Annotated in this window: 25 protein-coding genes; 15 read left to right on the top strand and 10 right to left on the bottom strand. The window is 64.4% G+C overall.

Features of this window, described 5'->3' with window-relative positions; genetic code table 11:
- The first annotated feature begins 7 nt into the window (after nt 1-7).
- A complete protein-coding gene (locus V6M49_RS14915) occupies nt 8-1,714 on the top strand; it encodes an ABC transporter ATP-binding protein (protein WP_332761726.1) in 1,707 nt (568 codons plus the stop codon).
- A gap of 133 nt (nt 1,715-1,847) precedes the next feature.
- Here the strand turns inward: V6M49_RS14915 and V6M49_RS14920 are convergent, their stop codons facing one another.
- Nucleotides 1,848-2,693, bottom strand: a complete 846-nt coding sequence (locus V6M49_RS14920; RefSeq protein ID WP_332761728.1) for an SGNH/GDSL hydrolase family protein — start codon at nt 2,691-2,693, stop codon at nt 1,848-1,850.
- 270 nt (nt 2,694-2,963) lie between these two features.
- On the opposite strand from V6M49_RS14920, the gene typA reads away from it, so the two are divergent.
- The gene (typA, locus tag V6M49_RS14925; RefSeq protein WP_104062125.1) at nt 2,964-4,892 is read left to right on the top strand and encodes a translational GTPase TypA; all 1,929 of its coding nucleotides are present in this window, start codon (nt 2,964-2,966) and stop codon (nt 4,890-4,892) included.
- Between the two features lie 87 nt (nt 4,893-4,979).
- On the opposite strand, the gene V6M49_RS14930 is transcribed toward typA, so the two are convergent.
- The gene (locus tag V6M49_RS14930; RefSeq protein ID WP_248759736.1) at nt 4,980-5,225 is read right to left on the bottom strand and encodes a putative acetyltransferase; all 246 of its coding nucleotides are present in this window, start codon (nt 5,223-5,225) and stop codon (nt 4,980-4,982) included.
- Nucleotides 5,226-5,359: 134 nt separating this feature from the next.
- On the opposite strand from V6M49_RS14930, the gene fdxA reads away from it, so the two are divergent.
- The 3 genes from fdxA (at nt 5,360) to V6M49_RS14945 (ending at nt 8,361) form a co-directional block, all read left to right on the top strand.
- Nucleotides 5,360-5,686 (top strand): ferredoxin, encoded by a 327-nt coding sequence (gene fdxA / locus V6M49_RS14935; RefSeq protein ID WP_026265673.1) that lies wholly within the window; start codon nt 5,360-5,362, stop codon nt 5,684-5,686.
- Nucleotides 5,687-5,699: 13 nt separating this feature from the next.
- Nucleotides 5,700-6,848, top strand: a complete 1,149-nt coding sequence (dapC, locus tag V6M49_RS14940) for a succinyldiaminopimelate transaminase (protein WP_332761738.1) — start codon at nt 5,700-5,702, stop codon at nt 6,846-6,848.
- Nucleotides 6,849-7,077: 229 nt separating this feature from the next.
- The gene (locus V6M49_RS14945) at nt 7,078-8,361 is read left to right on the top strand and encodes a citrate synthase (RefSeq protein WP_104062127.1); all 1,284 of its coding nucleotides are present in this window, start codon (nt 7,078-7,080) and stop codon (nt 8,359-8,361) included.
- Between the two features lie 165 nt (nt 8,362-8,526).
- Here V6M49_RS14945 and galE read toward each other — a convergent pair whose 3' ends face one another.
- Nucleotides 8,527-9,540, bottom strand: a complete 1,014-nt coding sequence (gene galE, locus V6M49_RS14950) for a UDP-glucose 4-epimerase GalE (RefSeq protein ID WP_104062128.1) — start codon at nt 9,538-9,540, stop codon at nt 8,527-8,529.
- A gap of 64 nt (nt 9,541-9,604) precedes the next feature.
- Here galE and V6M49_RS14955 point away from each other — a divergent pair, with 64 nt between their 5' ends.
- Entirely contained in the window at nt 9,605-10,216 is a 612-nt protein-coding gene (locus V6M49_RS14955) for a TetR/AcrR family transcriptional regulator (RefSeq protein WP_332761741.1), read from the top strand.
- Between the two features lie 94 nt (nt 10,217-10,310).
- Complete coding sequence (locus V6M49_RS14960) at nt 10,311-10,922, top strand: hypothetical protein (RefSeq protein WP_332761743.1); 612 nt, start codon at nt 10,311-10,313, stop codon at nt 10,920-10,922.
- 55 nt (nt 10,923-10,977) lie between these two features.
- Here the strand turns inward: V6M49_RS14960 and V6M49_RS14965 are convergent, their stop codons facing one another.
- Together V6M49_RS14965 and dapD are read right to left on the bottom strand one after the other, a co-directional pair.
- Nucleotides 10,978-11,835, bottom strand: coding sequence for a hypothetical protein (locus tag V6M49_RS14965; RefSeq protein ID WP_442959737.1), 858 nt, complete (start codon nt 11,833-11,835; stop codon nt 10,978-10,980).
- A 7-nt stretch (nt 11,836-11,842) separates the two neighbouring features.
- The gene (dapD, locus tag V6M49_RS14970; protein ID WP_332761747.1) at nt 11,843-12,883 is read right to left on the bottom strand and encodes a 2,3,4,5-tetrahydropyridine-2,6-dicarboxylate N-succinyltransferase; all 1,041 of its coding nucleotides are present in this window, start codon (nt 12,881-12,883) and stop codon (nt 11,843-11,845) included.
- Between the two features lie 50 nt (nt 12,884-12,933).
- Between dapD and dapE the strand changes: the two genes are divergently transcribed.
- Nucleotides 12,934-14,070 (top strand): succinyl-diaminopimelate desuccinylase, encoded by a 1,137-nt coding sequence (gene dapE, locus V6M49_RS14975; RefSeq protein ID WP_141141093.1) that lies wholly within the window; start codon nt 12,934-12,936, stop codon nt 14,068-14,070.
- A gap of 65 nt (nt 14,071-14,135) precedes the next feature.
- Here dapE and V6M49_RS14980 read toward each other — a convergent pair whose 3' ends face one another.
- The 4 genes from V6M49_RS14980 to V6M49_RS14995 form a co-directional block, all read right to left on the bottom strand.
- Nucleotides 14,136-14,993: an amino acid ABC transporter permease gene (locus V6M49_RS14980; protein WP_332761750.1), complete on the bottom strand. Its 858-nt coding sequence runs from the start codon at nt 14,991-14,993 to the stop codon at nt 14,136-14,138.
- A complete protein-coding gene (locus V6M49_RS14985; protein ID WP_056343998.1) occupies nt 14,990-15,640 on the bottom strand; it encodes an amino acid ABC transporter permease in 651 nt (216 codons plus the stop codon). The genes V6M49_RS14980 and V6M49_RS14985 overlap by 4 nt, the downstream gene beginning before the upstream one ends.
- A gap of 95 nt (nt 15,641-15,735) precedes the next feature.
- Nucleotides 15,736-16,623, bottom strand: coding sequence for a glutamate ABC transporter substrate-binding protein (locus V6M49_RS14990; protein WP_332761753.1), 888 nt, complete (start codon nt 16,621-16,623; stop codon nt 15,736-15,738).
- A gap of 73 nt (nt 16,624-16,696) precedes the next feature.
- Nucleotides 16,697-17,452, bottom strand: coding sequence for an amino acid ABC transporter ATP-binding protein (locus V6M49_RS14995; RefSeq protein WP_104062136.1), 756 nt, complete (start codon nt 17,450-17,452; stop codon nt 16,697-16,699).
- Between the two features lie 117 nt (nt 17,453-17,569).
- On the opposite strand from V6M49_RS14995, the gene V6M49_RS15000 reads away from it, so the two are divergent.
- The 4 genes from V6M49_RS15000 (at nt 17,570) to V6M49_RS15015 (ending at nt 20,421) form a co-directional block, all read left to right on the top strand.
- Nucleotides 17,570-18,352, top strand: coding sequence for a TIGR00730 family Rossman fold protein (locus V6M49_RS15000; protein WP_056343990.1), 783 nt, complete (start codon nt 17,570-17,572; stop codon nt 18,350-18,352).
- Nucleotides 18,353-18,375: 23 nt separating this feature from the next.
- On the top strand, nt 18,376-18,774 hold the full coding sequence (locus tag V6M49_RS15005) for a DivIVA domain-containing protein (protein WP_104062137.1): 399 nt from the start codon (nt 18,376-18,378) through the stop codon (nt 18,772-18,774).
- A gap of 35 nt (nt 18,775-18,809) precedes the next feature.
- Nucleotides 18,810-20,018, top strand: a complete 1,209-nt coding sequence (locus V6M49_RS15010) for a hypothetical protein (RefSeq protein ID WP_332761760.1) — start codon at nt 18,810-18,812, stop codon at nt 20,016-20,018.
- Between the two features lie 235 nt (nt 20,019-20,253).
- Entirely contained in the window at nt 20,254-20,421 is a 168-nt protein-coding gene (locus V6M49_RS15015; RefSeq protein ID WP_009357720.1) for a DUF3117 domain-containing protein, read from the top strand.
- A gap of 83 nt (nt 20,422-20,504) precedes the next feature.
- Here V6M49_RS15015 and V6M49_RS15020 read toward each other — a convergent pair whose 3' ends face one another.
- Nucleotides 20,505-21,137, bottom strand: a complete 633-nt coding sequence (locus tag V6M49_RS15020; RefSeq protein ID WP_056343985.1) for an O-methyltransferase — start codon at nt 21,135-21,137, stop codon at nt 20,505-20,507.
- 227 nt (nt 21,138-21,364) lie between these two features.
- Here V6M49_RS15020 and sigE point away from each other — a divergent pair, with 227 nt between their 5' ends.
- The 3 genes from sigE to V6M49_RS15035 all read left to right on the top strand — a co-directional run bounded on the left by sigE (nt 21,365) and on the right by V6M49_RS15035 (nt 23,376).
- A complete protein-coding gene (gene sigE / locus V6M49_RS15025; protein WP_058931858.1) occupies nt 21,365-21,982 on the top strand; it encodes an RNA polymerase sigma factor SigE in 618 nt (205 codons plus the stop codon).
- 8 nt (nt 21,983-21,990) lie between these two features.
- Nucleotides 21,991-22,896 (top strand): anti-sigma factor, encoded by a 906-nt coding sequence (locus tag V6M49_RS15030; protein ID WP_332761758.1) that lies wholly within the window; start codon nt 21,991-21,993, stop codon nt 22,894-22,896.
- A gap of 69 nt (nt 22,897-22,965) precedes the next feature.
- A complete protein-coding gene (locus V6M49_RS15035) occupies nt 22,966-23,376 on the top strand; it encodes a Sec-independent protein translocase TatB (RefSeq protein WP_104062139.1) in 411 nt (136 codons plus the stop codon).
- Nucleotides 23,377-23,522: the final 146 nt, after the last annotated feature.

The raw sequence follows: 23,522 nt of genomic DNA on the forward strand, positions 1-23,522 counted from the left end.
CGAAAAGATGACGATTCCCGACGTTCGCGTCGACGAGGCAGGGTATTCAGGAACCAGTCCCCTTCTGGAAATCCGCGACCTTGCCATCACGTTCAAGACCAGCACTGGCGAGGTTCAGGCAGTCCGCAACGCCCACCTGACCATCATGCCCGGGGAGACAGTGGCCATCGTGGGGGAGTCCGGCTCCGGCAAATCCACCACAGCATTGGCCGCCATCGGCCTCCTGCCCACCAATGGTGCGGTGTCCGGCGGACAGATCCTGCTCGACGGTGAAGACATCGCCCATGCCACCGAGAAACGGATGATCGAGCTCCGCGGCAATACCATCGGCATGGTTCCGCAGGACCCGATGTCCAACCTGAATCCGGTCTGGAAGATCGGCTATCAGGTCAAGGAGACCCTCCGCGCGAACGGCCGCCCCAGTGGTCCGGACGACATCGCAAAGGTACTGGCTCAGGCGGGACTTCCGGATGCCCACCGGCGCGCCAAACAGTACCCGCATGAGTTTTCAGGCGGTATGCGCCAGCGCGCCCTCATTGCCATCGGACTCTCCTGCCAGCCGCGTCTCCTGATCGCGGATGAGCCGACGTCGGCACTGGATGTCACGGTCCAGCGGCAGATCCTAGATCACCTGGACACCATGACCACGGAGTTGGGCACGGCTGTGCTGCTGATCACCCATGACCTGGGACTGGCAGCCGAGCGTGCGGACAAGGTTGTGGTGATGTACCGGGGGCAAGTGGTGGAGGCCGGGCCTTCGCTGGCATTGCTCCAGAATCCGCAGCATCCATACACCAAACGGCTGGTTGAGTCTGCGCCTTCACTGGCGAGCCGAAGGATCCAGGTCGCCAAGGAACAGGGCGTGGAAGCGTCTGATCTTCTCGCCCCTGATGCGGAGGCGGCTGCCGCGGACCATGTCCTGGAGATCAGGGACTTGCGCAAGGTATACAAGCTGCGGCAAGGGCTGGGGAAGTCGACGGATTTCGCAGCCGTGGACGGGGTCAGCTTCGGCGTCGCGAGGGGAACCACTACTGCGATTGTGGGGGAGTCCGGCTCGGGCAAGTCCACCGTGGCAAAAATGGTGCTGCAGCTCGAAAAGCCGACCGATGGAAAGATTCTTTTCGACGGCGTCGACACCTCGCTGCTGAAAGCGTCGGAACTGTTCAAATTCCGGCGGCGGGTGCAGCCCATCTTCCAGGATCCTTACGGCTCGTTGGACCCGATGTACAACATCTTCCGTACAATCGAGGAGCCGCTGCGCGTCCATAGGATCGGCGACAAAGCGAGCCGGGAGAAGAAGGTCCGGGAGCTGCTCGACCATGTGGCGCTGCCGCAATCAAGCATGCAGCGGTTCCCGAACGAGCTCTCCGGCGGCCAGCGCCAGCGCGTTGCCATTGCCCGTGCGCTAGCACTGGATCCGGAAGTGATCATCTGCGACGAAGCCGTGTCCGCGCTGGACGTACTGGTCCAGGCGCAGGTGCTGAACCTGCTCGCGGACCTGCAGGCCAACCTCGGGCTGACCTACCTCTTTATCACCCATGACCTGGCTGTGGTGCGGCAGATTGCCGACCACGTCTGTGTGATGGAAAAGGGCAAGCTGGTGGAGACCGGTTCCACGGACGACGTCTTCGAGTCTCCGCAGCAGGAGTACACGAAGGCGCTGCTCAATGCCATTCCCGGTGCGAAGCTGATGCTTCCGCCCGAAGTGGCCTGATCCGGCCGCAGTATCCTGGGTTAAGGATGGAGCCGGTGCCTTCAGGGCGCCGGCTCCATTCCGTTCTAACGGCTCCATTGCTTAACGGTCTGTTCAGCGCGCCAAGGGCGAGTTCCGCCCGCTAAAAGTCTGTTCAGTCCGCTGGGGAAGCCGCCACCGGGGCGGTTCCGTCCAGCGGTGGGCCCTCGAGCCCCAGCTGCCTAAGCCTGGATCCAAGCAGCCCGCCCAGTGACCTGCGCCCAGCGGCATCCATGTGGACGGCATCTGCCAGGTTCTTCGCGAGGTTGTACTTCGACAGCCAGTCGCCCACGCCCACAAAGGGTATGCCGTTCCTGGCGGACACCGTGCCCAGCAGCGCGTCCACCTGGGTCCTGCGCCCGCCACCGTAGTTGGCGCCGCGGGCCAGGGTGCCGATCATGGCCATCCTGGCGCCTGGATAGCGTTCCCGGAGTGCCCCGATCAGGCGGTCGGCGTTGGCCACAATCTGGGCATCGGTGGCGCCGTGCGCGGCGTCGTTGCCGCCGCCCTGGATGACGATCAGCGCGGGCGTCCCGTACGGCAGTTTCCAGTCGCCGCGCTGCAAGGCGTCGATGTAGTTGCCCGTCTTGCCGTTGGACGCCACGAATCCCGTGCCGCCGAGCCCGCAGAAGTGGACCTTGTAGCCAACGGCGGCAAGGCCAAGACGCGGCCACCCGTCAGCAGGTTCGGATTGGGAATCGCCGATCAGGAGGGCAGTGTGCCGCATGTCCGGCACCACCACCTCGTCACGCCCGCTGGCCGGGTTCCGGTACACAGAACCGTCAGGCAGGCTGATCGGATCGCCGCCGCGGGCCTGGTATGCGCCGGCCGCGGCCGCCTGCGCCGGGGATGGCAGGCCGGAGTCCGGTGTTGCTGCTGGGGTCTGTCCGCAGCCGCCCAGAAGCGCGGCTACCGCGATTCCAGAGGCGACAAAGCGGGTCAGAGCCGAGGCTTTTCGCATCAGGGATTCTCCGGGCTTGCTGTGGTTACCACAGCAATGATGGAGCATCAAGTCACAAAAATCCAGTGAGCTTGGTCACTCTTTGGGCCGCGGCGCGCCGGAATTACCCACCGGCCGGACTGGGCCGATCCGAGATTTTTAGGCCAACAATAGGCTCAGCGTTTAGAATGAGGGAAGGAGCCCTGTGTTATTGGGCTAATCCGTCGTGCGTTCCGGTTGGAAATGTCGCGAAACAACAGCTGACTTCACCACTGAATCGAGCAATCACGCATGTCTGAAACCACCACCAACACCGCGGTAGCCACTGCATCGCGCAGTGACCTCCGCAACGTCGCGATCGTGGCCCACGTTGACCACGGCAAGACCACTCTGGTCGACGCCATGCTCAAGCAGACCAACTCCTTTGCCGAACACAACCACCTTGAAGACCGCGTCATGGACTCCGGTGACCTGGAACGCGAAAAGGGCATCACCATCCTGGCCAAGAACACCACCGTGGCCTACAACGGACCGTCCTCCAACGGTGAAACCATCACCATCAACGTCATCGACACCCCCGGCCACGCCGACTTCGGTGGCGAAGTAGAGCGCGGCCTGTCCATGGTGGACGGCGTTGTACTCCTCGTGGACGCATCCGAGGGCCCTCTGCCCCAGACCCGCTTCGTGCTGCGCAAGGCCCTGGCCGCGCACCTGCCGGTGATCCTCCTCGTCAACAAGACCGACCGCCCCGACGCCCGCATCGAGGAAGTTGTCCACGAGTCGATGGACCTCCTCCTGGGCCTCGCCTCGGACCTCGCCGACGAAGTTCCGGACCTGGACCTCGACAAGATCCTTGAAGTTCCGGTTGTCTACGCAGCAGCGAGGGTGGGCCGCGCCTCCCTGGACCAGCCCGCCGACGGCTCCGCTCCGGACAACGAAGACCTTGAGCCGCTGTTCAAGACCATCATCGAGCACATCCCGGCCCCGACGTACAACCCGAACGGTGTCCTCCAGGCACACGTGACCAACCTGGACGCCTCCCCGTTCCTGGGCCGCCTCGCGTTGCTGCGCATCTACAACGGCACCCTGCGCAAGGGCCAGACCGTTGCCTGGGCCCGCGCCAACGGAGAGCTCAAGAACGTCAAGATCACCGAACTGCTGGCCACCAAGGCACTGGACCGTGTTCCCACCGAGTCTGCAGGTCCGGGCGAAATCGTCGCCGTTGCCGGTATCGAGGAAATCACCATTGGTGAGACCCTCACCGACGTCGACAACCCGCAGCCGCTGCCGCTGATCACCGTGGACGATCCCGCCATCTCCATGACCATCGGTATCAACACCTCGCCGCTGGCCGGCCGGGTCAAGGGCGCCAAGGTCACGGCCCGCCAGGTCAAGGACCGCCTGGACAAGGAACTGATCGGTAACGTCTCCATCAAGGTTCTCCCCACCGAGCGTCCCGACGCCTGGGAAGTCCAGGGCCGTGGCGAGCTCGCGCTGGCCATCCTGGTTGAGCAGATGCGACGTGAAGGCTTCGAACTGACTGTCGGCAAGCCGCAGGTTGTCACCAAAACCGTCGACGGCAAGATCCACGAGCCGATGGAACACATGACCATCGACGTGCCGGAAGAGTACCTCGGTGCCGTCACCCAGCTGATGGCAGCCCGCAAGGGCCGCATGACCAACATGGCCAACCACGGCACCGGCTGGTGCCGCATGGAGTTCATCGTTCCGGCCCGTGGCCTGATCGGCTTCCGCACCAAGTTCCTCACCGACACCCGCGGTGCCGGCATTGCTTCCTCCATCGCCGAGGGCTACGAGCCGTGGGCCGGCCCCATCGAGTACCGCACCAACGGTTCGATCGTGGCCGACCGCTCTGGCGTGGTCACCCCGTTCGCGATGATCAAGCTCCAGGAACGCATGTCATTCTTCGTGCAGCCCACCTCCGAGGTCTACGAAGGCATGATCGTTGGCGAGAACTCACGCGCCGATGACATGGACGTGAACATCACCAGGGAAAAGCAGCTCACCAACATGCGTGCAGCGTCCTCGGACACCTTCGAGAACATGACGCCGCCGCGCAACCTGACTCTGGAAGAATCCTTGGAATTCGCCCGCGAAGACGAGTGCGTTGAGGTGACCCCGGAGTCCATCCGTATCCGGAAGCTCATCCTGGACGCCAGCGAACGCGCCAAGTCCACACGGGCACGCGCCAAGGCCTAGTCCTAAATAGCACATCACAGAAACTGCCGGCACGGCAGGCGGGAACCCCGCCGTCATGCCGGCAGTTTCTCTTGTGTCAGGGGAGTTTCAGTTGCGGACGCGGGCTGGGCGCCGCTCGGGCGCCGGCGGCACTTCCTTGGCAGCCACCACCAGGTCCAAGGGGATCACGACGTCGGCCTTCCGCGTGCGGACTGTGCAGCCGCCGTCGTCAGTGGCCACCAGATGCCCCAGGGCGTCCGTCAGGCCGCCGTCAATCCGGTAACGCACTACAACCCGTGTTCCGGGCGCGGCGGTGGCCAGAAATTCTCGGGGCGTAGGCTGGGCGGGACTCACCAGTTCATACTAAGGCGGCCGGCTAGGTTCGCGTGGACGGGCTGGGAGATAATAGGCTCAGAAGTCAATAGTCCGGCCGGTGCCGGATTCAAGTGCCGGCCACTGCCGGGAAATATCGTGGAGAGGCAAGGGACGTGACGTACGTAATCGCGCAGCCGTGTGTAGATGTCAAGGACAAGGCATGTATCGAGGAATGCCCCGTTGACTGCATCTATGAGGGTGAGCGTTCCTTGTATATCCACCCCGATGAGTGTGTCGACTGTGGTGCCTGCGAGCCGGTGTGCCCGGTGGAAGCCATCTATTACGAGGATGACACCCCCGAAGAGTGGGCTGACTACTACAAGGCCAACGTCGAATTCTTCGATGACCTGGGCTCGCCCGGTGGCGCCGCCAAGGTGGGCAACACGGGCAAGGATCACCCGATGATCGCCGCCCTGCCGCCGCAGAACCAAGACCACTGAGCCGGGCATCGCGTTGACCGCTGCCGTGAACGGCTTTGGCCTGAGCCTGCCCGACTACCCGTGGGAGGCCATGGCACCGTACCTGGCCAAAGCCTCTGAGCACCCTGGCGGGGCAGTGAACCTGTCGATCGGCACGCCTGTGGACCCCACTCCCGCTGTGATCCAGGATGCCCTCAGGGCCGCCGCGGACGCCCCGGGATACCCCACGGTCCACGGCACCGTTCCGTTGCGGGAAGCCATTGCGGCGTGGTTCGAGCGGCGCCGCGGCGTCCCCGGCCTGGACCCTAAGAACATTATGCCCACCGTCGGCTCCAAGGAACTGGTGGCGTGGCTGCCGCTCCTGCTCGGGCTGAAGCCGGGCGACGTCGTCGTCCGCCCCAAGGTTGCCTACCCCACCTATGACATCGGGGCTACTTTCGCCGGCGTCACCTCCGTCGCTACGGACCACCTCGACGAGTTGGACAATGCCACCCGCGCACGCGTGCGGCTGATCTGGGTAAACTCCCCGGGCAACCCCACCGGAAGCGTCAGGGATGTTGAGTCCCTCAAAGCGCTTGTGGCGCAGGCCCGCGAACTGGGCGCCGTGGTGGCCTCGGACGAGTGCTACGCCGAACTCGGGTGGGGCGCGTGGGACGCACAGCGCGGCGGCGAGCCCGTGCCCAGTATCCTGGATCCGCGCGTTTCCGGAGGGTCCCACGAGGGCCTCCTGGCCGTGTACTCGCTGAGCAAGCAGTCCAACGTGGCAGGTTACCGCGCAGCGTTTGTGGCCGGTGACCCGGCCATCATGGCCAACCTCGTCAACAGCCGTAAGCATGCCGGCATGATCGTCCCCTACCCGGTGCAGGAAGCAATGCGCGTTGCGGTGGGCGAGGACACCCACGTCCAGGCCCAGAAGGACCTCTACCGCGGACGCCGGGAGCGCCTGGTCCCGGCTTTGCAGGGCTTCGGGCTGGAGATCAAGGATTCCGACGCCGGACTGTACCTTTGGTCCACCGCCGGAGAGAGCACCTGGGACACCGTGGCCCGGCTTGCTGAGCGAGGCATCGTGGTGGGGCCAGGCGTCTTTTACGGCGAAGCCGGCAACGGGTTTGTGCGTGTCGCATTGACGGGCACTGATGAACGGATTGACGCCGCCGTGGCCAGACTGGCCACGACGCCGTAACAATCATGTGACTCGCGCCACAAAGGCGGCATTTTACGGGGGTTTCGCACGCCTCCGATTAGTGACACCCGCAATCGGACGGTACTTTTTAAGTGACTATCAATGGTGGCTTTCTACAAGAAGGCAGCCCGGGTATTGGATTCCTGGATGAACAGGGTCACTGCCACGGCTCACCGGATGTTGGATCAAGCTTTCGACAGAGGCCCTCGCGCCTCATGAAGGGGACTCCATGACTGAGACCAACAGCGCAACCCTGCACCATGCAGGAGGCGAGCTCAAGCTCCCGCGCATCCAGGTTGTTGAAGGAAACGAAGGCTACGACGTTTCCAAGCTGCTCAAGCAGACGGGCGCAGTCACCTTTGACCCCGGCTTCATGAACACCGCAGCAACCACGTCCGCAATTACCTACATCGACGGCGATGCCGGCATCCTGCGTTACCGCGGGTACCCCATCGAACAGCTGGCGCAGCACTCCAGCTTCCTTGAGGTGTCCTACCTGCTGATCTACGGCAACCTGCCGACACCCACGGAGCTGGAAGCCTTCGACCAGCGTATCCGTCACCACACGCTGCTGCACGAAGAGCTCAAGGGCTTCTTCAGCGGCTTCCCGCGTGATGCCCACCCGATGCCTGTGCTCTCTTCGGCCGTGTCGGCGCTGTCCACGTTCTACCAGGACTCGCTGGATCCGTTCAACGCTGAGCAGGTAGAAGTCTCCACGTACCGGCTGCTGGCCAAGATGCCGGTCATCGCAGCCTACGCCCTGAAGAAGAGCATCGGCCAGCCCATGCTCTACCCCGACAACTCCCACAACCTCGTGGAGAACTTCCTCCGCCTCAGCTTCGGCCTGCCGGCCGAGCAGTACGAAGTGGACCCGGTCATCGCCAAGGCGCTGGACCTTCTCCTCATCCTGCACGCTGACCACGAGCAGAACTGTTCCACCTCCACGGTGCGCCTGGTGGGCTCCTCCAACGCCAACCTCTTCGCCTCGGTGTCTGCCGGCATCAACGCACTCTTCGGTCCCGCCCACGGCGGCGCCAACGAGGCAGTGCTCAAGATGCTCCGCCAGATCCAGGCCGACGGCACCAAGCCGGAGGACTACATGGAGAAGGTCAAGAACAAGGAAGACGGCGTCCGCCTTATGGGCTTCGGACACCGCGTCTACAAGAACTACGATCCGCGCGCCAAGATCGTCAAGGCCACGGCCCACGAAATCCTCACCAAGCTCGGCGGCAACGACGAACTGCTCGAGATCGCCATGCGCCTCGAAGAGAAGGCGCTGAACGATGACTACTTCATCCAGCGCAAGCTCTACCCGAACGTGGACTTCTACACCGGCCTGATTTACAAGGCCATGGGCTTCCCGGAGAAGATGTTCACCGTGCTGTTCGCGATCGGCCGCCTGCCGGGCTGGATCGCCCAGTGGCGTGAAATGATCAGCGACCCGAACACCAAGATCGGCCGCCCGCGCCAGCTGTACATCGGCGAGCCCGAGCGCGACTACCCGGTCCGCTAATCCCCACCGGCTCATCGGCAGTACGACGGCGGCCGGTCACCTTCTCCACGAAGGTGACCGGCCGCCGTCGTACGTTACCGGCAACTGCAACGCGGGGTCACTTACTGCCTGATTTTCCCTTCGGATCGGGCAGTAAGTGACCCCGCGTTGCTGTTCAGTTGCTGTTTATGACGTGTAACCCAGGGGGTTGTTCTTCTGCCAGCGCCAGTGGTCCTCGCACATCTGGTCCACGGTCTTCGTGGTGGACCAGCTCAGGTCGGCCAGGGCGGAGGTGGCGTCGGCCCAGAAGGCCGGGAGGTCGCCCGCGCGGCGTCCTGTGATCTCGTAGGGGATGGGCTGGCCCACGGCCTTCTCGAAGGACCGCAGGACCTCCAGCACGGAGGAGCCCTTCCCGGAGCCAAGGTTCCAGCGGTAGACGCCTGAGCGGTCCGCCACGTGGTTGAGGGCTGCCACGTGGCCTTCGGCGAGGTCGACGACGTGGATGTAGTCCCGCAGGCAGGTGCCGTCCGGGGTGTCGTAGTCACCGCCGAACACCATGAGCTTGTCGCGGCGTCCCACGGCCACCTGGGCGATGAAGGGCACCAGGTTGTTGGGGATGCCCTGGGGGTCCTCGCCGATGCGGCCTGACGGGTGCGCGCCCACCGGATTGAAGTAGCGCAGCAGGGCAATGTGCCAACGCGTGTCAGCAGCGCCCAGATCGGCGAGGATGTCCTCGATCTGTTCCTTGGTGCGGCCGTAGGGGTTGTTGGCGCCGATCTCCATCTTTTCCACATAGGGGATGGGATTGTGCTCGCCGTACACGGTGGCGGAGGAGCTGAACACGATGGAGCGGACGTCGTGGCGGTCCATCACCCGGATCAGGTTCAGCGTGCCCACAAGGTTGTTGTAGTAGTACTTGAGCGGTTCGCGGACCGACTCGCCCACGGCCTTGAGCCCGGCAAAGTGGATCACGGCGTCGATCGTGTGGGCGGCAAAGACGCCTTCCACTGCGGCTTCGTCCACCAGGTCCACGTTGTGGAATTCGGCGGTCTTGCCGCTAAGTTCGGCAACCCGGCGCAGTGACTCCTCGCTGGAGTTCACCAGGTTATCGATCACCACCACATCGTGGCCGGCTTCCTGCAGGGACAAGACTGTGTGCGAACCGATGTACCCGGTGCCACCTGTGACCAGAATTTTCATGCCCCCACGCTATCCCAATTCCGCGGATGCGTGGATTTAAGCACGGGTGTGCTAAATAATAGGGGTGCCCAAAATTGTTGATGCCGAAGCCCGGCGTGCAGAAATCGTTGACGCGGTCTTCAGGATCATCGCCGTCGACGGCCTCGAGCGGGCGTCACTGCGGGAGGTGGCGGACGAAGCAGGCCTCGCCGTAGGCTCCGTCCGGCACTACTTCGCCAGCAGTGAAGAACTGCTCAGCCATTCCTTTGCCGCCGTTGTGGACCGGATCACGGGCCGGCTCACCGCGGCATTGCCGGCTATGGCCGCCAGCAAACCCGGGACCGGCCCGCATCATGAGGCGGTTTTAACCCTGCTGGGTGAATTTCTGCCGCTTGACGAGGAACGGGCCGTGGACGCCTGTGTGTGGATGGCCTTCAAAAACGCCGCCAGGATCCGTCCCTTCCTCGCGGCGGAGGCCGATCGGAGCCACCGGGAGGTGGCCGCCGTCGTCGGGCAGGTCATCACCGCCCTGGTACCGGACGACGGCGACGGGCAGCAGTCGCTGGCGGTCGAGGCGGAGAGGCTGCTGGCTACGCTGGACGGGCTGTGCATGCACGCCCTCCTGCAGCCCGCCTGGATGACGGCACAGATGTGCCATGACGTCCTGGACCGGCACCTGAAGAGCCTGGCCGCCTGACATTACCGTCCGGTGGCATCGGGAATAGACTGGGAGCCGGGGGAGCGGAACCGGCTGGTCAGGCCGGTAAAGGCAGGCCACAGGAGGAGTAGGGATGCATCACACAGGTGGTTCCGGCTGGCAGATTACTACGGACACGTCCGGGCCTCTGATGATCGCGCTCTTTGTCCGTGATGCGGCAGGACTCGACGGCGCCGGCCACCCCGCGTTGTCGCATGCCGCGCCGAAGATCCGCCATGCCGACCACTCGCATCTCACCTCCGACGTCGGCGGGCTGAGCGCACTCAAGACCGAATGGGAAGCCTGGTGGGAGCAGCTGCTGAAGGCGCACCCCCAGACGTCACCGGAGCTGTCCCCACCGGATTTTGAAGAATTCGGAAATTCCCCCGCCCTCCAGCGCGTCCTGCAGGCGCATTTCGGGTCCGCGCTGACCTGGGCACGGGAACGCCGCAGCGAGTACGTCCGGCTGGAAGCAGAACGGGTGGCCAGCGGTTCGGACCAGCTGTTGGGCGACATGGTGGATGACCGCCTGCTGGAGGTGGGCCGGCGGTCACGGGACTTCACCCTGACCATCATCGAACTGCCGCTGAACGAACAGCGGGCTTGGTATGTGGAGCCGGACAAGATCATCATGAGCCATAACCTCATGTCCGCGCCGGAGCTCTTCCGCAGCTACGTCCAGCCCGTGGTGGACATCCTGGTCTGAGGGTGGGCGGTCAGCGTCCGGGGCATCAGCACCCCGGCCTGTAGCTGCCAGGCCGTCAGCTGCCGGTGCCGGCCGGTGCCACTGTAATGCGGACCTGTCCGGCGGGCGCGTCGGATTCCTGCCAGCCGCCCTGATCCTCACGGTCCCAGCCCCGTCCTGCAACATCCACGCGCGTCACCGCCAGGCCCTTGGCATTGGCAACTGCCCACTGCGCCACGGACCAGGCCTGGGTGCCGTCAGCTGCCACCACGAGCGAATCATTCTCCGTGGTGATGGCGAGCGGCCCGTACGCCTGGGCCAGCTCGGACTCGACGGCGGCGGGGATGCCCGGTTCCTGCGGGGCACGCAAAGTGCACAGCACGGAGGCGGGCGCCTGACCGGTCAGGCCGGACGCAAAGGACCGGCCCATATCTTCGTGTTGGGCGTACGCGAGGGGGTAGGCCGAGCGCTGGACACGCTGGGCGGCGTCGGTGATTTCCAGGGACTCGTAGCCGGGAACCTTGACCAGGGCATCGTAGAAAGCATTGGCAGCGTAGTACGGGTCCATCACCTGGGCCTCGGTTCCCCACCCCTGCGAGGGACGTTGCTGGAAGAGTCCACGGGAGTCAGGGCCGGCCTGGTCGCCATGGGCGATATTGCGCAGCTTGGATTCCTGCATCGCGGTGGCAAGGGCGATGCTGGCTGCCCGGGGAGGCAGCCCGCGCTGCACCGCCACCGCTGTAATCAGTGAGGCATTAACCGCCTGGTCCGTTGCAAGCTCTGCGCTCTGGGTCCCGACGTCGGCCGTGCAGCGCTCCGAGACCAGGGTTTCGGAGCGCTGCAGGAAGGAGACTGCTGTGTAGATGCCGGCGCCCGCCAGCGCCAGGGTAAGCAGCAGCACGGTGGGGCGAACGAAACTGCGTCCACGTGCCACCGACGGGTCAGTTGGCGTGGAGGGCGTCGTTGAGTTCCACCGTCTGGCCCTTGCGCGGCAGCGCCTCGACGGCGCCGGTGGTGGAGTTGCGCCGGAACAGGAGGTTGGGGACGCCGGACAGCTCGGCTGCCTTCACGATCTTGGCGGTGTCTTCGCCGTTCTCGTCCTTAGGCCCGGGAACAAGCACACGGGTTCCAGCGGTGACGTAGAGGCCGGCCTCCACCACGGAGTCATCGCCGACGCTGATGCCGACGCCGGAGTTGGCGCCCAGCAGGACGCGCTCACCGATGACGATCTTTTCCTTGCCGCCCCCGGAGAGGGTGCCCATGATCGACGCGCCGCCTCCCACGTCGCTGCCGTCGCCGGCGACGACGCCGGCGGAGATGCGGCCTTCCACCATGGAGGCGCCCAGGGTGCCGGCGTTGAAGTTCACAAAGCCTTCGTGCATCACGGTGGTGCCTTCGGCGAGGTGGGCACCGAGACGGACACGGTCGGCGTCGGCGATCCGGACGCCGGCGGGCACCACATAGTCCACCATGCGGGGGAACTTGTCCACGCCGTAGACGGTGACGGCACCACGGCGGCGAAGTTTGGCGCGGGTCAGTTCGAAGCCTTCCACCGCGGCGGGGCCGAAGTTGGTCCACACCACGTTGGGCAGCTTGCCGAAGATGCCGTCCAGGTTGATCGTGTTGGGCCGGACCAGCCGGTGGGAGAGCAGGTGCAGCCGGAGGTACGCGTCTGCGGTGTCAGCCGGAGCTTCGTCAAGGTTGATCTGGACGAAGACCACTTTCTGCTCGGTCCCGCGGTCAGCGTCGATGCCGCTCTCGGCGAGCTGGACCAGGGTTTCGTCCGCATTCTCCACGGCACGCAGGTTATCGGCCGCGATGCCCAGCGCCGGCGCCGGGAACCAGACGTCCAGGACCGTGGCTTCGGCATTATCCTCGCCCGTGGCACTGGCGATGGTTGCCAACCCGAAGCCGTAGGCGGAGCGGGCTTCGGAAGTTGCGTTCTGGTCTTTGGGCGCGGCGGAGGTAGCGGTCTCAGTCATGGCCCCAGTGTACCGAGAGGCGGGCACCGGGTTCGAACTAGACTGGCAACGTGACTGCCGAAACCGCCCCTGAATCGATCACCGCGCCTTTGGACCTCCGCCAGGACGTCTCCGTGCTGACCGCCGCCCTGATGGACATCAACAGTGTCTCCGGGAATGAGACGGAACTGGCGGACGCTGTCGAAGTGGCGCTGCGGGCCATCCCGGAACTCCAGGTGGTCCGCGACGGTGACGCCATCATCGCCCGCACGGAACTCGGCAGGACGGAACGCGTCATCCTCGCCGGACACCTGGACACAGTGCCGCTGCCGGTTACTGAAGGCGCGCGCGGTACCGTCCCGTCCACCTGGGATTCAGGCATCCCGGGGGACGGCATCCTCTACGGACGCGGGGCAACGGACATGAAGGGCGGCGTCGCCGTGCAGCTCGCGCTGGCGGCCACAATGTTCGACGGCGGCGCGGCACCCCAGCGCGACGTCACCTTCGTGTTCTACGACCACGAGGAAGTGGAAGAGGTCAAGAGCGGACTGGGCCGGCTGGTCCGCAACCACGGCAGCCTCCTGGGCGGCGATTTTGCCATCCTCCTGGAGCCGACCCATGGCACCGTCGAGGGTGGCTGCAACGGCACCAGCCGCTTTGAGGCCACGACGGTGGGTGAGGCAGCACACTCTGCCCGTGCGTGGATGGGCAGCAACGCCATCCACGCAGCGGCACCCATCCTGGCCCGGCTGGCAGCCTACGAGCCGCAGACCATTAACGTGGACGGCCTCGACTACCGCGAGAGCCTCAACGCCGTGAAGATCAATGGCGGCACGGCCGGCAACGTCATCCCGGACCGCTGCGTCGTCGAAATCAACTACCGCTTCGCCCCCGACAAGACGCCGGACCAGGCGGAGGCGCATGTGCGAGAACTGTTGGCGGGCTTCGCTGTGGTCCGCACGGATGCCGCCGCCGGTGCGCGCCCGGGACTGAACCACCCGGCTGCCGCGTCCTTCGTGGCCGCCGTCGGAGCCGAGCCGAAACCGAAATACGGCTGGACCGACGTCGCGCGTTTCAGCGAACTGGGGATCCCGGCAGTGAACTTCGGCCCCGGCGATCCGCTGCTGGCCCACAAGGACAACGAGCACGTCGACGCCGACGCCATCCGGGAGTGCCTGCGGGCGCTTCGGAGTTGGCTCGCGGCGTAAGCCTGCACGCAGAAGGGTCCGCAGCCTGCAGGCTGCGGACCCTTCTGCGTGTGGGGTGGATGTGGCTACTTGGATTCGCGTATATCCGGTAGTTCCGGTGCGACCACAGCGGTTGGCGCTTTGGCAACGCCGCCTGCCGTCTTCGTGGAACCGCGGCGCTCGATCCAGATTGCGAGCCGGGAAACGCAGATGTTGATCACAATGTAGATGGCGGCAGCCACAAAGAAGATGGGGAACAGGAACGCGTTCCCGAGGAAGTCCGCCATGACCTGCACTGCGCGCAGAAGTTCACCGTACGCCACGATGTAGCCCAGGGAGGTGTCCTTCAGGAGCACCACGAGTTGGGCAACCAGCGACGGCATCATTCGGCGGACAGCCTGCGGCAGCTCGATGAGCATCCGGGACTGGAAGCTGGTCAGGCCGATGGTCAGGCCCGCCTCCCGCTGTCCCTTCGGCAGTGATTGGATGCCGGCCCGGATGATCTCCGCGAAGATAGCGGTGTTGTAGAGGACGAGCCCGGCCACCACCGCGACGAAGGAACTCGTCCCGAACACCAGCAGGACGAAGAGCATCATCAGCACAACCGGCATGCCGCGCAGGAACTCCAGGACCACGCGGGCGGGAATCCGGATCCAGGCGACCAGCGAGATGCGCAGCAGGCAGAACATCAGGCCGAGGGGAAACGCGATCACTGCGGCGAGAGCGGCGGCGGTGAGCGTTGCGCCGAGGCCATTGGCGAGCAGCGTCCAGACGTCGCCCCGGGTGAAGATCGCCCAGCGGCGACCTTCAAAAATGCCCTGCTGGGCGAGAGTCATGCCAATCCATGCCAGAAGTCCAAGGATCAGCACGGTTCCAACCACGGAACCGATCAGCGAGACCCGGCGCGCTTTGGGGCCGGGAACGTCGTAGAGGACTGAAGTCATCGGGCAATCGCCACCTTTCGTTCCACCGTGCTGGCAAGGATGCCCAGCGGAATGGTGAGGAGCAGATAGAAGAACGCAACGCCGAGCAGTACTGCCATGACCTGGTCACCGTTGGCGTTGGCCATTTGGCGGCCGTAGCCGAACAGTTCCAGGACAAAGAACGCGCCGGCGACGGACGAGTTCTTGACGAGGGCAATCAGGATGTTGATCAGCGGCGGGATCACGGTCCGAAGCGCCTGCGGCAGGATGATGAGATTCAGGACCTGGCCGAAGTTCATGCCGATGCTGCGCGCGGCCTCAGCCTGGCCGAGCGGGACGCTGTTAACGCCCGAGCGGACGGCTTCAGCAATGAAGGCCGCTGTATAGGCGCTGAGGGCGATGATCGCTGCGACCTCGAACTGCTGGAATGTCACGCCGAGGCGAGGCAGGACGATCGCTGCGAAAAAGAAGGCAATGGTCAGTGGGGTGTTCCGGAGGATTTCCACGTAGACGGTGCTGAATCCCCGGAGTGCCGCAACGGGGGATACGCGGGCTGCCGCCAGGAGTGTTCCGAGGATAAGGGCGATGATCCCGGAGACGACGGACAGGAAAAGAGTGCGGAGAAGGCCTTCCCAATAAAGAGGGAGGTTTTCAATGATGACTTCCATAGGATCCTTCGGCTCTGGGCGTAGGCGGTCAAAAAGCAGGCCGGCGGCTTCCGGGGAACGCGTTCAACGAATTCCCCGGAAGCCGCCGTGGCTACCTAGTAGCGGTTGATGGCGGGAAGTTCAGGGGCGGTCTTGATGACCGAGCCTGCCGTTGCTTCCCAGGCCTTCTTGTAGGACCCATCCTTGGCAAACGCCTCGAGCTGGTCGTTGATCCAGTTGCGGAATTCGGTGTCGTCCTTCTTCAGGCCAATGCCGTAGGGCTCCTTGGTGAAGGTTTGATCCGAGGCCAGCTTGAAGGCATCCGGTTCCTTGTCCACAAAGCCGGCCAGGATCACGTTGTCCGTGGTGATCGCTTCGACCTGCTTGTTGCGCAGCGGCTCAAGGCAAGCGGAGTAGGTGGCTGCCGGCACGAGCTCGGCCTTGTACTTGTCCACGATTGTCGCGGCCGGGGTGGAACCGGTGACGGAGCAGACCTTCTTGCCTGCGACGTCCTCAGGCTTGGTGATGGACGTGTTGTCCTTGTTCACCATCAGCGCCTGGCCGGCCTCGTAGTACGGGCCCGCGAAGCTGACAACCTGTTTGCGCTTGTCATTGATGGTGTACGTGGCAATGACAAGGTCCACCTTGCCCTGCTCAATGAAGGGTTCGCGGTTGGCTGAGACAGTCTCTGACCATTCGATCTTGTCCGCGGCGATGCCCAGCTTGGCTGCGATCAGCTTGCCCATCTCGACGTCGAAGCCCACCGGCTTGCCGTCCAGGCCCACCTGGCCGAACAGCGGCTGGTCGTACTTGGTGCCGATCTTGATGGTGCCCGCGGCGGACAGCTTGGCCATGGTGGTGCCGGCGGCAAACGTCGGCTTGTCGGCAACAGTGGGATCGCTGGTGGTGCCGGGGGTGGTGCCGCCGCATGCGCTCAGGGACAACGCCAGGGCAGCAGTGGCCGCCACGAAGAACGACTTCCGGCGGGTCATAAATGCCTTCATGACATTCCTTTCATTGGTCGGCCGTGGGTCACGGCCTGGGTGCGAACTGGAGTGTGTGTTCGTTGATGGAGAATCAGTGCGTGAGCAGCTTGGACAGGAAGTCCTTCGCGCGGTCACTCTTCGGGTTGGTGAAGAATTCTTCCGGCTTGGCATCCTCCACGATCTGGCCATCCGCCATGAAAACCACACGGTCGGCGGCTTTCCGGGCGAAGCCCATTTCGTGCGTGACCACAACCATGGTCATGCCTTCCTTGGCCAGCTGGATCATCACGTCAAGGACCTCGTTGATCATCTCGGGGTCCAGCGCAGAGGTGGGCTCATCAAAGAGCATGACCTTTGGTTTCATCGCCAGGGCACGGGCGATGGCCACGCGCTGCTGCTGGCCGCCGGAGAGCTGCGCCGGGAGTTTGGGGGCCTGATGCCCCACGCCCACGCGCTCCAGCAATGCCATGGCTTCCTTGTCGGCCTGGGCCTTGGCAACGCCTTTGACTTTGATGGGACCAAGCGTCACGTTCTCAAGGATGGTCTTGTGCGCGAAGAGGTTGAAGGACTGAAAGACCATCCCGACGTCGGCGCGGAGCTGGGCCAGTTCCTTCCCCTCCTCCGGCAACACCTTTCCATCAATGCTGATGGTGCCGCCTTCGATGGTTTCCAGACGGTTGATGGCACGGCACAACGTGGACTTTCCTGAGCCTGACGGGCCAATGACCACCACCACTTCGCCCTTACGGACGTGGAGATTGATGTCCTTCAAAACGTGCAACTGACCGTAATGCTTATTCACACCATTCAGGGAGACGAGCGCATCGCCGGGCACATGAGTAGTCATAAAGAAGAATCTAGCGAACATTGGCTGGTTATGAGGTGAATCACGACAAGTTCGCGCGGATCGTGATTCAAGAGATACCTGCCACAGGCACGCTGGCCTTGGCATTAGCCTTGGGGGATGAGCATCAACGCAGATCCGGCCAAAACTTCCCAGCCGCGCCGTAAGGGGCCCCTTGAACTCCGTCGCAAGCAGGCCGCTGTGGAAATGTCCGACCAGCATTTGCTTGATACCAAAGGCGCAGGACAGTTCGTCCATTCAGACCCCTGGCGTGTCCTCCGGATCCAGAGCGAGTTCGTGGAGGGGTTCGGCGCGCTTGCCGATCTGGGGCCCGCCGTCAGTGTCTTCGGCTCGGCGCGCACCAAGCCCGGCAGCCCGTACTACGAAATGGGCATGGAAGTAGGCCGGAAGCTGGCAGCCGCGGGTGTGGCCGTCATTACCGGTGGCGGTCCGGGCTCCATGGAGGCCGCCAACCGCGGCACCGTGGAAGGCAACGGCGTCTCCGTTGGCCTGGGCATTGAATTGCCCTTCGAGCAGGGCCTGAACCAGTGGGTGGACCTCGGCATTAACTTCCGCTACTTCTTCGCCCGGAAGACCATGTTCGTCAAGTATGCCCAGGGCTTCATCGTACTTCCCGGCGGGTTGGGAACGCTGGATGAACTCTTTGAAGCCATGGTCCTGGTCCAGACCCGGAAAGTGACCTCCTTCCCGATCGTGCTCCTCGGCGTCGACTTCTGGGGGCCGATGATCGAATGGATCAAAGGCACCCTTGTGGCCGAGGGAATGGTCTCCGCAAAGGACCTGGACCTCATCCAGGTGGTGGACGATCCCGCCGAAGCGGTGCAACTGGTGCTGCACTGGACGCCCCCGGTTTCCACCAACGGCGAGCAACGGCCCGAATAGGCCGTCGGCCCGTATCTGGCACGATGGGTGCTGTGAGTTTTTTCCTGGTCTACCTCGCCATCGTGCTGATCGCCGCCACCCTGTGGGCAGGCGCCGGTGGCCGCCGCGGCATTCTGCGCAGCCTCCGCCGGGGCAGTGAACCGGCCGCGGGCTCCGAGGTCCCGGAGAATCCGATTCTCTACCCGGGGTTCGGGCAGCCGCCCGCCAACCTTCCGCCGGTGCTGCTGCCCGCGGACGCTGCACCTGCCGACGTCGACCGGGTCCGCTTCTCCCTCGGCCTGCGTGGATACCGGATGGATCAGGTGGACCAGGTCCTCGACGAACTGCGGGACCAGATCGCGGCCAAAGACGAAGAAATGGGCAGGCTCCGGGCGCGGCTGCTGGAATCGGAACGGGCGGCGCGCCCGGAGGCCGGCGCTTGAGCACTGACACGGGGGACCGGACGGGCCCGACGGCGTTGATCACCGCATTCGGCGCCCGCGCCAAGTGGGCGGTCCAACGCTGGCCCTGGTGGCTGCAGGTTGCCGCCCTCTACGCCACTGCCCGGCTGGTAAGTGCCTGCATTTTTATGGCAGCAGCCCTGCACCAAGGGCCCAACCCGTGGTTTCCGGCCGGCCCTGACTACTGGAACTTCATCAATATCTGGGATGCGCGATGGTACGGCCGGATCATCACCGACGGTTATCCCTCACCGCTTCCAACGGATGCCGCCGGCAACGTGCAGGAAAATGCGTGGGCCTTCTATCCGCTCTTCCCGGCCCTGGGCCGTGCGCTCGCAGGCCTGACCGGAATCAGCCCTGCCGCGGCGCTGACGGTCGTGGCCATGCTGGCGGGGTTGGGTGCGGCGCTGGTTTTGTACCGCCTGTTCAGGCACAAGGCTTCGCACACTGCGGCGCTTTGGGGCGTGGCATTCTTCGCGACCTTTCCGGTGTCCGCCATTCTCCAGGTCCCGTACGCGGAACCCCTTACCGTTTTCCTGCTGGCCACCGCCCTGCTGCTCGTCATCAGGCGTCATTATTTCGTTGCCATGCCGGTGGTCCTGCTGCTGTGCCTCTCCCGACCCGTGGGTGTTCCCTTTGCCGCCATGGTGGGGCTTCTCTTCCTCTGGCGACTGGTCGAACGGGGGCGCGGGGAGCGGCCGGGCACCCACAGCCTCGGGGAGCTGGCGTCCCTGGCGGGCCTAACCGTGGTGTGCGGTGCCTCGGCACTGCTGTGGCCGGCAGCGGCCTGGGCCGCCACCGGAGACATTGAGGCGTATACCAAAACCGAAACAGTGTGGCGCGGCCATGACCTGGTGCCCTTCAAGCCCTGGTTCGACGCCGGCGTCGACCTCTTTGGCCCCGTCCTGGGGATCGTGGCGCCATTCGTCTTTGCGGGCCTCTTTGCCCTCCTACTGTTCTCCCCGCCGGTGGTCCGGCTTGGTGTGGAACTGCGCCTGTGGTGCGCCTGCTACATGGGCTACCTCCTGGTGTTCCTCCACCCCCAGACCAGTACTTTCCGGATGCTGCTCCCGCTGTTCCCGTTGGCCCTGGCTGCCGCGCTCTTGTCCCGGTCGAAGGCATACCGCGGCACGGTCCTGACAATGTTTGTCCTGCTCCAGATCGTGTGGATCGTCTGGCTGTGGGCATGGGCGCAGCTTCCGGGCGGCGGCGATTATCCGCCGTGATCGCGGGCGGCGCCTGGCCGGCGGATTGGGGAATCCGACGCGGCCGTAAATGTCCATCGATTAGCTACGTGCGGGTCATTACGGGATAATAGTAAGTAAGCAGGGACAAAAAGCATTCAGAAATGTTCAGCCATGGCGGCATCAGTACGGGCCGCCATAGCGGCTTGATTTGACCATGCGGACACAGCCCATCCGGGCTGATATGTCCTGGGACTAAATGGAGGGGAAATTCCTCATGGCGGCTATGAAACCACGCACCGGCGACGGCCCTATGGAAGTCACCAAAGAGGGCCGTAGCCTGATCATGCGCGTACCGCTCGAAGGCGGCGGACGGCTTGTGGTGGAACTGAACGCTGCGGAGGCGGCCAACCTTAAGGAATGCCTCGTCGGCGTGACTGAATAATCCTGTTCGGCGTTGCCGAATAATCCCGCAGGGCCAAGGTCCGCAGCCAACCCGCTGCGGACCTTGGCTTATTTGCTGTGGATCTACTTCTTAACCGCGACCAGCAGGCCGTCGCCCGTGGGAAGCATCGCGGACGCCAGGCGGTCGTCGTCGCGGATTGCCTTGCCCACCTGGCGGAGCACCACCGTGTTGGACTCCCGGACAGCCGGGTTGGCCACGCGGTCCTTGTCCAGTGCGTCGTTGATGATGAGCAGCCCGCCGGCCTTCAGGAGCCGGACGGCCTGTTCCACGTAGCCGGGCAGGCCGGGCTTGTCGGCATCAACAAACACCAGGTCATATGCGGAGTCGGTCAGGCGCGGCAGGACATCACCGGCGCGGCCGGAAATGGTGCGCGTGCGGTTGGCCGGACTGCCGGCCTCGGAAAAGGCTTCACGTGCCGCCTTCAGATGTTCGACGTCCACGTCGATGGTGGTCAGCACGGCCTGCGGTCCGAGCCCCCGCAGGATGCATACCCCCGAGACACCCGCGCCTGTGCCGATTTCGACGGCGGTCTGGGCCTTCGAGCCCGCAGCCAACACCGTCAGGACCGCACCAACACCTGCGCCGATGGGCGTCACGCCCAATTCGAAGGAGCGCTCCCTGGCACGAAGCATAACCTCATCCTCTGCGGGCAGATCTTCTGCATAGGACCAGCTCGTGGATTTGTCGGCGCTCATGTGATTCGCTTTCTGGGCGGCAGGGGAGTGTTTAGTACAGCCTACTGTGTGCGGGGGTGCCAGCCGCGGAAGGGAATCGTTGTGCCTCTGGCTGAAGAACCGCCCCGGTCAGGAAATTCCCAGCCAACTTTGAAATGATGGATATCCGGTCATCCCTGAGGTGATCGGCGCCGAACAAAAGATGTCAACAGTATCCGGGCGATAGCAATCCACGATGGGAGTGGACGATGTCAGCATCAGGTATGGCGCCTGTCCCTGCGACGCAAGATTCCGCCGCTGTATGGGTCAGGCCCACTTGGGAGGAAGTGGTGGCCAACCACTCCGCCAAGGTCTACCGGCTGGCGTACCGCCTGACGGGGAACAAGTTCGACGCCGAGGACCTCACCCAGGAGGTGTTCGTCCGCGTCTTCCGGTCACTGGAGAATTTCAAGCCAGGGACACTGGATGGCTGGCTGCACCGCATTACCACCAACCTGTTCCTGGACCAGGCGCGCCGGAAAACCCGCATCCGGTTTGACGCGCTGGCCGATGACGCCGAGTCCCGGATCCCCGGGCGTGAACCCGGACCGGAACAGAGCTTCGAACACAACAACCTGGACCTCGATGTGCAGGCTGCCTTGGAGGAGCTGCCCCCGGACTTCCGCGCCGCCGTCGTGCTTTGCGACCTGGAAGGCCTGTCCTACGACGAAGTGGCCGCTGCCCTCGGCGTCAAACTGGGTACCGTCCGTTCCCGTATCCACCGGGGCCGGACCATGCTGCGCGAAAAGCTGGCCCACCGCGATCCCAGGCCACAGCAAGGACGCACGCCGAAGCTTTCGCTGCCGCGCATCGCCAGCATCCTCTGATCGGCACCATGACGCCCCAGAACCCCTTCGGCCGCCGGCATCACCGCGGCGCCGACCACGTGCAGACCTGCGCAGAATGTGCAGCGGCGCTGAAGCGTGAACGCCAGTACATCGAGCGGCTCCGTGACGCGGCCGTGCCGCCTGCCAGCGAGGACCTGACGGCCCGGCTGCTGGCCAGGACGCAGCTGCTCGCGGCCGCGGCCGAGCCAGCCCCGAGCCCGTACCGGGCCGCGCGGGCCGTGGCACTTGCCGCCGGCGGGACAGCAGCAGCCGCTGGAATTCTTGCCGTCAGCGCGTTTGCGCTGGCGGGGGACAGCCTGCCCGTCGCCCAATCGGCCATCAGCGGGAGCCTGGTGCAGCATACGGCCCAGCTACCGGCCGACGGCAGGGAGATCAGTGCTCCGCAGTTGTTGGCCCTACGCTCTGAAGGCTGGGTCTGTCCGGACCTGGCATCACTCGGCTTCCATGTCCGGAGCGCCAATGCCATAACGCTGAATGGGCGGCCGGCGGTGGAAATGCACCTGACTGATGGGCAACACTATGCCACCATCGTGGAACACCATCCCGTGGACGCCCAGCAGGAGTCGGGTCAGGACGCCGGGCAGAACTCCGAACAGAACTCCGAACAGAACTTCGGTGAGAACGAGGGGAAGCTGCTGGTCAGCAGCTTGGCGCCCTGGACGGCCACCGTGGAGACCACTGCAGGAACTTTCACTGTTGTGTCCGACCTCCCGGCGGAGCAGGCTGATGACGCCGTTCCAGTGCTGCAGCGGCTCAGCGTCCTCGCCGTAGAAGGAATTAACGCGGGTGTCAGCACCGCGCCTGCCGCCTCCCCGGCGACCGCAGCGGACGACTCTCCCACCGTCCGGTTGGCGCGGGGAATCCGCAAACTCGGGGAGATGCTGGCTCCGTGATGCAGGCACTGTGCGACGCTGGCGGGCAGGAATCGTCAGCGGGGCTCCGGAGAGGGTAATCTTCCTAAAGTGTTTGGAATCAACGGCCCGGAGTTCTTCCTCCTGCTGATCATCGGCATCCTGGTGATCGGTCCCCAGCGGCTGCCCGAATACACCCAGAAACTTGCGAATCTCGTGAAGGAAGTCCGCCGGATGGCCTCCGGTGCCCGGGAGCAGATCAAGGAAGAAGTCGGCATCGACATCGACGATGTCGACTGGAAGAAATACGATCCCCGCCAGTACGATCCGCGGCGCATCATCAAGGAAGCCCTCCTGGACGACGACACCAAGTCCGTCAGTGCCGGAGCGCCGGCAGCGGTGGCTGCCGTCGCCGGTGCAGGGGCGGTTGCCGCGGGCGGGACGGGTCCCTCCCGTCCCGATCGTGTAGTCCAGTCGCTGCCTCCGGGCGAACCCGCGCCGTTCGATACCGAAGCCACCTAGGCCCCCGCTGCCTCTGATGGGCGATGTTGCGTTAACGCGGCTGCAGGCCCAGTTTCATCCCCGTCAGGCCCCTGGGCCTGGCAGCAAGTTTTCCGGCGATGCCGGTCAAAGCAATGGCCGCCGGAGTGTCTGGCCGGCCAAGCACG

The sequence above is a fragment of the Pseudarthrobacter sp. genome (genome assembly GCF_036675385.1).
In the GTDB taxonomy this organism is placed as follows: Bacteria; Actinomycetota; Actinomycetes; order Actinomycetales; family Micrococcaceae; genus Arthrobacter.